The organism is Chrysiogenia bacterium (genome assembly GCA_020434085.1).
GTDB lineage: Bacteria > JAGRBM01 > JAGRBM01 > JAGRBM01 > JAGRBM01 > JAGRBM01.
Window position 1 is genome coordinate 1 of the sequence record JAGRBM010000064.1, and the last position, 7,472, is coordinate 7,472.

At 65.0% G+C, this 7,472-nt stretch carries 8 protein-coding genes; 6 read left to right on the forward strand and 2 right to left on the reverse strand.

Annotated elements, in window-relative coordinates; genetic code table 11:
• Both KDH09_02195 and KDH09_02200 read right to left on the reverse strand, forming a co-directional pair.
• A partial coding sequence (locus tag KDH09_02195) for a hydroxymethylglutaryl-CoA lyase (GenBank protein ID MCB0218480.1) occupies positions 1 to 202 on the reverse strand: 202 nt, incomplete at its 3' end.
• The gene (locus KDH09_02200; GenBank protein MCB0218481.1) at positions 199 to 456 is read right to left on the reverse strand and encodes a transcriptional antiterminator, Rof; all 258 of its coding nucleotides are present in this window, start codon (positions 454 to 456) and stop codon (positions 199 to 201) included. The genes KDH09_02200 and KDH09_02195, both read right to left, overlap by 4 nt.
• Positions 457 to 558: 102 nt before the next feature.
• On the opposite strand from KDH09_02200, the gene KDH09_02205 reads away from it, so the two are divergent.
• The 6 genes from KDH09_02205 to KDH09_02230 form a co-directional block, all read left to right on the forward strand.
• Positions 559 to 1,296, forward strand: a complete 738-nt coding sequence (locus KDH09_02205; GenBank protein ID MCB0218482.1) for a glycosyltransferase family 2 protein — start codon at positions 559 to 561, stop codon at positions 1,294 to 1,296.
• On the forward strand, positions 1,293 to 2,093 hold the full coding sequence (gene rfbF, locus KDH09_02210; GenBank protein MCB0218483.1) for a glucose-1-phosphate cytidylyltransferase: 801 nt from the start codon (positions 1,293 to 1,295) through the stop codon (positions 2,091 to 2,093). The genes KDH09_02205 and rfbF overlap by 4 nt, the downstream gene beginning before the upstream one ends.
• Before the next feature lie 74 nt (positions 2,094 to 2,167).
• Positions 2,168 to 3,088, forward strand: coding sequence for a GDP-mannose 4,6-dehydratase (locus tag KDH09_02215; protein MCB0218484.1), 921 nt, complete (start codon positions 2,168 to 2,170; stop codon positions 3,086 to 3,088).
• 60 nt (positions 3,089 to 3,148) lie between these two features.
• Entirely contained in the window at positions 3,149 to 4,114 is a 966-nt protein-coding gene (locus tag KDH09_02220) for an NAD-dependent epimerase/dehydratase family protein (GenBank protein MCB0218485.1), read from the forward strand.
• Between the two features lie 72 nt (positions 4,115 to 4,186).
• Positions 4,187 to 5,599: a methyltransferase domain-containing protein gene (locus tag KDH09_02225; GenBank protein ID MCB0218486.1), complete on the forward strand. Its 1,413-nt coding sequence runs from the start codon at positions 4,187 to 4,189 to the stop codon at positions 5,597 to 5,599.
• Positions 5,600 to 5,609: 10 nt separating this feature from the next.
• Positions 5,610 to 7,472, forward strand: a 1,863-nt coding sequence (locus KDH09_02230) for a hypothetical protein (GenBank protein MCB0218487.1), incomplete at its 3' end; no start/stop codon positions are given.

The window sequence follows — 7,472 nt, forward strand, 5'->3', positions numbered from 1 at the left end:
CGAGCACTTCCTTGCAGTCGGCAAACTGCGGCAGGTATTTGGGATGGGCAAAGCTCGTCACCTCGATGAGCGGCACGCCGATCTCGCTGCAGCGATCGATCATCGCAATCTTCTTCTCGGTCGGCACAAACTCCGGCCGGTTCTGCAGTCCGTCGCGGCAGAAGCACTCACAGATGCGGGCGGTTTTGGGGAAGTTATTCATGCTGTGTGTCCTTCCATCACCTCAAAATCCCGGATCCGGTCGAGGCGGACCCTTGTCTCCAGGCCCGAGGCCCGGATGCGGTAGCGCAGGAACTCGGCGCCGCTCTCCACCTCGATGTCGAGGGGGTCGACATCCAGGGTGCGGCTGGGCTCGGCGACGGTCTCTTTGAGGCGCAGCCGCAGCGCCTTGCCGGTCACGATGGCGGCTTCGAGCTGGTCACTGGCCGCGCAGGAGATGGGTTTGTAGTCGCTCATGGCTCAATTCGGGGCTGTTTTGCCCCGCTGGGGCCCTCAGGGGGCTCCATTTCGTATTTTCCGCACCCTAGTCTATATACTTCGCGCAAACGAGGCACCCCCTTGAGCAAGCAGCTATCCATCGTCATCCCCCTCTACAACGAAGAGGAGAACATCCCGGCCCTCCTGGAGGGTCTGGGACGGATTTCGGCTGCGCTCGATGCCCCGCACGAGTGGGTGCTGGTCGACAATGGCTCACGCGATGCCACGGCGCGCCTGCTGGACGAGGCCGCCGCCGGGAGCGACCGGCTGCGGATCGTGAAGGTCGAGGAAAATCAGGGCTACGGCTGGGGCATCATCTCCGGCCTGAGGCAGGCCACCGGCGGGGTGGTCGGCTACCTCGACGGCGACCTGCAGGTCCCGCCCGAGGACGTGCCCGGCATGCTGGGCAAGGTGCTGGAGACGGGCGCGCCGCTGGTTGTCGCGCGGCGCATGAACCGCGGCGACGGGGTGCTGCGCAAGATCCAGAGCATCGTCTTCAACCTGCTCTTCCGCCTGCTCTTCGGGGTCCGGGTCTCCGACGTCAACGGCAAGCCCAAGTTCATGAGCCGCGAGCTCTACGAGCAAATGGGGCTGGAGTCCCGGGACTGGTTCATCGACGCCGAGATCCTGATCAAGGCCGCCCGGCTGGGCGTCCAGGCCAGCGAATACGACGTTCACTTCCTCAAGCGCGAGCACGGGGCCAGCCACGTCAATGCCGGGACCGTGTTTGAATTTCTGGGCAACATGCTCAACTATCGGCTGGGCCGGGCCGGCCAGTTGCCGGCCGCGCAGACCAAGCAAAGAGCAGAACAGTCGTGAGTGACAAAGTACAAGTAGCCATCCTGGCCGGCGGGCTGGGAATGCGCCTTCGCGAGCAGACGGAGTTCCGTCCCAAGCCCATGGTCGAGGTGGCGGGAAAGCCCATCCTCTGGCACATCATGAAGAGCTACAGCCACTACGGCTTCAACGACTTCACCGTGTGCCTGGGTTACATGGGCGAGGTTATCAAGGACTATTTCTATCACTACGCCATCCGTAGCGCCGACATCCGCGTCCACCTGGGCCAGGAAGACCACCGGGTAGAGATGCTGCGCAAGGCCGATGCCGAGCCCTGGACCGTCTCGCTTGTCGATACCGGCATGCGCACCATGACGGGCGGGCGCCTCAAGCGCATCGAGCCCTACATCGATGCCGACTATCTGATGGTCACCTACGGCGACGGCGTGGCGAACGTGAACCTCCAGAAGCTCCTGGAGTTCCACAAGTCCCACGGCAAGGTGGCCACCGTCACGGGCGTGAGCCCCCCGAGCCGCTTCGGCCAGCTCACCACGGACGAAAACCACATCGTCACCGATTTCAGCGAAAAGCCCGTCATGGGCGACTCGCTCATCAACGGCGGGTTCTTCTGTTTTTCCCTGCCGAAGTTCTTCGACTACGTGAGCGCCGACGAGGGCTGCGTCTTCGAGCGCGAGCCGCTCGAGAATCTGGCGCGCGACCGCGAGCTGGCGGTCTATGAACACCGCGACTTCTGGCAGTGCATGGACACCCTGCGGGACGTGCAACTGCTCAACGAGATCTGGAACTCAGGCAACCCGCCCTGGAAGGTTTGGGATTGAGCGCACCGAAGAAAGAATTCTGGGCCGGCCGCCGCGTGTTCATCACCGGCGCGACGGGACTGTTGGGATCGTGGATGACCGAGCGCCTGGTGGAGCTGGGCGCGGACGTGGTTGCGCTGGTGCGCGATCAGGTCGGGCGCTCACACCTGCTCAGTAGCCCCACGGCCAAAGAGATCACCATCGTCAGCGGCGCGCTGGAGGACTACTTCACCATCGAGCGCGCCCTCAATGAGTATGAGATCGAGACCGTGCTGCATCTTGGCGCCCAGACCATCGTGGGCACCGCCAACCGCAGCCCGCTGGGAACCTTCACGAGCAATATCGAGGGAACCTGGAACGTGCTCGAAGCGGCGCGCCGCTCCCCGCTGGTAAAGCGCATCGTCGTCGCTTCTTCGGACAAGGCCTACGGCGACCAGCCCGAGCTGCCCTACCTCGAAAACGCGCGCCTGGAAGGCCGTCACCCCTACGACGTCTCCAAGAGCTGCGCCGATCTGATCTGCACGAGTTACCACCACACCTACGGACTTCCGGTGTGCATCACCCGCTGCGGCAACCTCTTCGGTGGCGGCGATCTCAACTTCAACCGCATCATTCCGGGAAACATCTTGAGCGCGCTCAAGGGCGAGGCCCCGGTCATTCGCAGCGACGGTTCCTTTACCCGCGACTACTTCTACGTGCGCGATGCCGTCGACGCCTACCTGCACCTGGCAGAGCAGATGGACCGCGAGGAAGTTCGCGGACAGGCCTTCAACTTCAGCAACGAACGCCCGATGACCGTTCTCGAAATCACCGACATGGTGCTCGAGGTCATGGGCAAGAAAGACCTCAAGCCCAACGTGCTGGGCGAGGCCAAGAACGAAATTCAGCACCAGTATCTGAGCGCGCAGAAAGCCCGCGACCTGCTCGAATGGACGCCCGCCTGGAGCCCCGAAAAGGGCCTTGGCGAGACCGTCGAGTGGTACCGCCAGTGGGCAAAGGACGCGCGTCTGATCTGATTCGATCTCCCGAAGCTTGCGCGCCACCGGGCGCAGCTTCGGCGACGAGCCTTTGATCCCATGACCAACGGAACCCTGCAACTCGAAGACTTCCGGGACAAGCGCGTCCTGGTCACCGGCGCCGCCGGCTTTGTCGGTCGCCATTTGATCGAGCGCCTGCGCGAGCTCGGTTCCGTCGTCTGCGCCCTCGACCGGCCCGGCACGAGGTTTCCCGCCGAGTGGGAAGGCGTGCAATGCGAGGGCATCGACCTGAGCAAGCCCACCCTGACCACGAAGGCGATCAAGGACTTTGCGCCCGAGATCATCCTGCACCTGGCGGCGATGATCGACGTCGCGCGCGCCTGGGACAACCTGCGCAAGGCGATGACCGCCAACATCGTAACAAGCGTCAACGTGCTCGAAGCGGCCGGAGCCCTGGAGCCCGCGCCGCGCGTCGTGCTGCTCGGCACTTCCGAGGAATACGGCGACCAGATCGCGCCCTTCAACGAGAAAATGCAGGTTCGCCCGGTGAGCCCCTATTCGTGGAGCAAGACGGCCATCACCCACCTGGCCGGCATGGCCTGGCGCACCTTCGGCTTACCCACCGTGGTGCTGCGCCCGTTCCTGGTCTACGGCCCCTCGCAGCCGCCGGGTCTGCTGCTTCCCTCGCTGATTCGCGCGCTCCTGGCCGGTGAGGAATTCGAGATGACCGCCGGGGAGCAGTCCCGCGATTTTGTACACGTCCACGACGTGGTCGATGCCATCCTGCGCGCGGGCCTTGCCGAGCGCGCCGTGGGCGAGATCATCAACGTCTGCTCGGGTCGCGAGGTGCAGGTGCGCGAAGTGGCCCTGATGATCGCCCGCGAGCTGCAGGCCGAGGAGCTGCTCAAGCTGGGCGCCCTGCCCTATCGCAAGGGCGAGGCCATGCGCTTTGTCGGTGACCCCCACCGCGCCCGCACCCTGCTGGGATTTTCGGCCGAGACACGCCTCGAAGACGGCATCGCCCAGACCATCGCCTGGTATCGCGTGCAGGCCGGCGAGGGCTAGGCCCGCCTGCTTGACCCCTCCGGAAGGCCGCAACCATACTCCGGGCCGCCGGACCCGGCTCCGGCCTCACTCATGGAAGAAGCACTCGTCAAAAGCATCCGCGCCGTGGAGCCCAAACACTGGTGGTTTCAGGCGCGCCGCACCATTGCCCGCGAGGTCATCCGCACCCAGGTGATCCCCGCGCTGGGGCTCGGCAGCCGCCCGCCCCGCATCCTGGACGCAGGCGCCGGCACCGGCTTCATGGCCGAGTCGCTCGCCGATTTCGGGGACGTCGATGCCCTGGAATTCGATGCCACTTCGCTCGAAGCGTTACGCACCCGTCGCGGCGTGAACGTGGTGGAGGGAATGCTGCCCGCCGAGAAGATCGCCGACGGAACCTATGATCTGGTGACCTCCTTCGACGTTCTCGAACACATCGAGGAGGACGCCGCCGCCCTTCGCGAGATGGGCCGCGTGCTCCGTCCCGGCGGGCTGGTACTCGTCACCGTGCCGGCGCACCCCTATCTGTGGTCGCAGCACGATGAGGCCAATGACCACTTCCGGCGCTACCGCGCGGGCGAATTCCGCCAGAAAGCGGCCGCCTCGGGAATGCGGCTCGAGTATTTCTCCCCGCATCTCTCGGTCCTCTTCCCGCTCTTCCTGCTGCAGCGTCTGCTTCACCAGATATTCCCCCCGCGCGAGGCCGCCACCGTGGTGAGCCGCCCCCCGGCTGTGCTCAACTGGCTGTTCTACGTGCTCTACGCCGTTGAGGGCTCGCTGCTTCGCCGCCGCGTGCACCTGCCCTTTGGCGCTTCCTACATTGCGCTTCTTCGAAAACCACTGGAGAATGAAAAGATGGTAGAGACGGCCGAAGCCCCCCGCGAGCTCGCCTCCTGGGATCCGCGCCGCGTGCTGGCGATCCCGAAGATGTATTCGCTCTTTCGCGCCATGGTGACCGGCACCCAGGAGCACGTGATTTTTGCCAAAGAATACGTTCGCGCCAAAGAGGGCGACCGCGTCCTCGATATCGGCTGCGGCCCGGCCGACCTGCTGGGCGATCTGCCGGAAAAAATCGAGTACGTCGGCTTCGACATGAGCGCCGAGTACATCGAATCGGCAAAGGCCCGCTGGGGAGAGCGCGGCACGTTCACCTGCAAGCGCGTCGACGATGCGATGATTGAAGAGCTCGGCGCGGGCAGCTTCGACATCGTACTGGCCCACGGCCTGCTCCATCACCTGGACGACAAGGAGGCAGTGGCCTTCTTCGCCCTGGCCAAGAGCGCGCTCAAGCCCGGTGGCCGCCTGGTCACACTCGACGGCTGCTACGTCCCCGATCAGTCAAGTGCGGCGCGCTACCTGCTCTCGAAAGATCGCGGCAACTACGTGCGCGACCGTGAGAGCTATTTCAAGCTTGCGGCGGAAGTCTTTGACAACGTCGAGGACGACATCCGCCACGACATGTACCGAATTCCCTACACCCTGATCCTGCTGCAGTGCCACGCCTGAGAGGGCGCCCATGCCCGGTCCCGACAACGACCTGAGCAACCGTCAGTTGCGCCTGCTTTGGGCGCTGCTCGTCGGCTTTGTCGTCTTCTGTCACTGGGACTGGCTTGTTCTTGGCGAGCCCATCAAGGGCGCGGACATCTCGACCTACTACACGCCTTTCTTCGAGGAATACCTCCGCCAGTTCGCGAAGGGCCGCTTCCCCCTGTGGACCAACACCGTGTTCTCCGGCCATCCGATTGTCGGCGAGGGTCAGGTCACCCTGCTTCATCCGCTCATGCACGTGCTGCTGCGCGTGTGCGGCCGCCACGCAGTAGCGATCTGGCTCGTTGCTCACGCGCTCTTTGGCGCCCTGGGGGTCTGGTATTACTGCCGCGCGCTGGGGGCGAGCCGCTTCGCCTCCGTGCTCGCCGCGCTGGCCATGGCGCTCAACGGTTTCTTCGCCGTTCGCGTCATCCAGCCCAACTACTACGCCACGCTGGCCTACCTACCCTGGCAGCTTCTGCTGGTCGACAAGCTCTGTGCGCGCAAAGCGCCGCTGTACTGGGCGGTGCCGCTCGCGGCGGTGACGGGGCTGCAGTGGCTGTGCGGCCACCCGCAGATTCCGATTTTCTCGAACTACCTGCTCGGTTTTTACACGTTGCTGCGCCTGCTGGGCCGCGTGGGCGCGACCGAAGAAACCCGCGCCAACTGGATTGCGCTGCCCAAGGTTGCAGGCGCCCTGATGGCGGGCCTTGCGCTGGCGAGCATCCAGCTCCTGCCGCTCGTCATGGACGTGGTGCGCGCGCAGTCCGAGCGCTCGGCCGGCATCTCGCTGGCCTTCTCGACCTTTGGCTCGCTCCCTCCCTGGGGCGTGCTGCTACCCCTGCTGCCGGGCATTTACGGACCCGAGGGCGGCAACGCCGAGGTGCCCTACTGGCTGGCGCTCAGCGGCGGCAAGGTCGCTTCCTGGGAGACGCACATCTACATCGGCGCGGCGCTTCTTCTGCTGGCCGTGCTGGCCCTCTGGCGCATGCGCGCGCGACCGAGCACCCGCCTGCTCGGCTTCTTTGTGCTGCTGTGTATTCTTTTTGCGCTCGGCAAGTTCTCGCCCGTGTTCTGGGCGCTCCATTACCTGCCGGGCCTCAACCTGCTGCGCGTTCCCTCGCGCGCGATGGGTCCGCTGCTGATCTTCCTCCTGCCGCTCGCCGCGCTGGGACTCGACTGGCTGGCAAAGGCCGGCGAGGAGGACAAGCGCTCATGGAACAAGCTGCTGCGCGGCGCGCTGGTGCTGTGCATCGGATTCTGGATTGTGCTCGGCGTGGGCACCCGCACCGTCGGACCGCGGGTGCTCGAAAAAGCGATCGAGATTTCCACCAGCGTCGAGCAGAAGAAACTCGACGCGCGCGGCGACATCCATCCGGCCACTATGGAGCGGCGCCTGAGCTATGCCACCGACCGGCCCACTCACGCCCTCGGGCAGATCGAGCACGCCACCGGCCTCAATCCCCTGCTGCTCTCGAACCTGGGTTTCCTCGCGCTCGTGGGATTGCTCATCGGCGTCTGGGCCCGCGCGTCCGATCGCATTCGCTTCGCGCGACTCTCGGTCGCGCTGTTCGTTCTCTGCGGCGCCGAGCTCGTGTGGTTCAATCGCGAGTTCGGCATCCGCGGTAGCGACGTGGAGGTACCCTTTGCCCGGCCCGTCTACGCAGAGAAAGTTCCCGAAGGAAAGTTCTTCTCGGCCATCTCCCCGCGAGAAGTGCTCGGCGGCGACTGGAACCTGCTGCGCCACCGCGCGCCGGCGCTTGCCAGTATCATCTGGGACCTGCCCACCCCCGACGGTCGCACCAGCATGCAGCCCAGTGAATACATGTCCATCATCCTGCCGCTGCGCGGC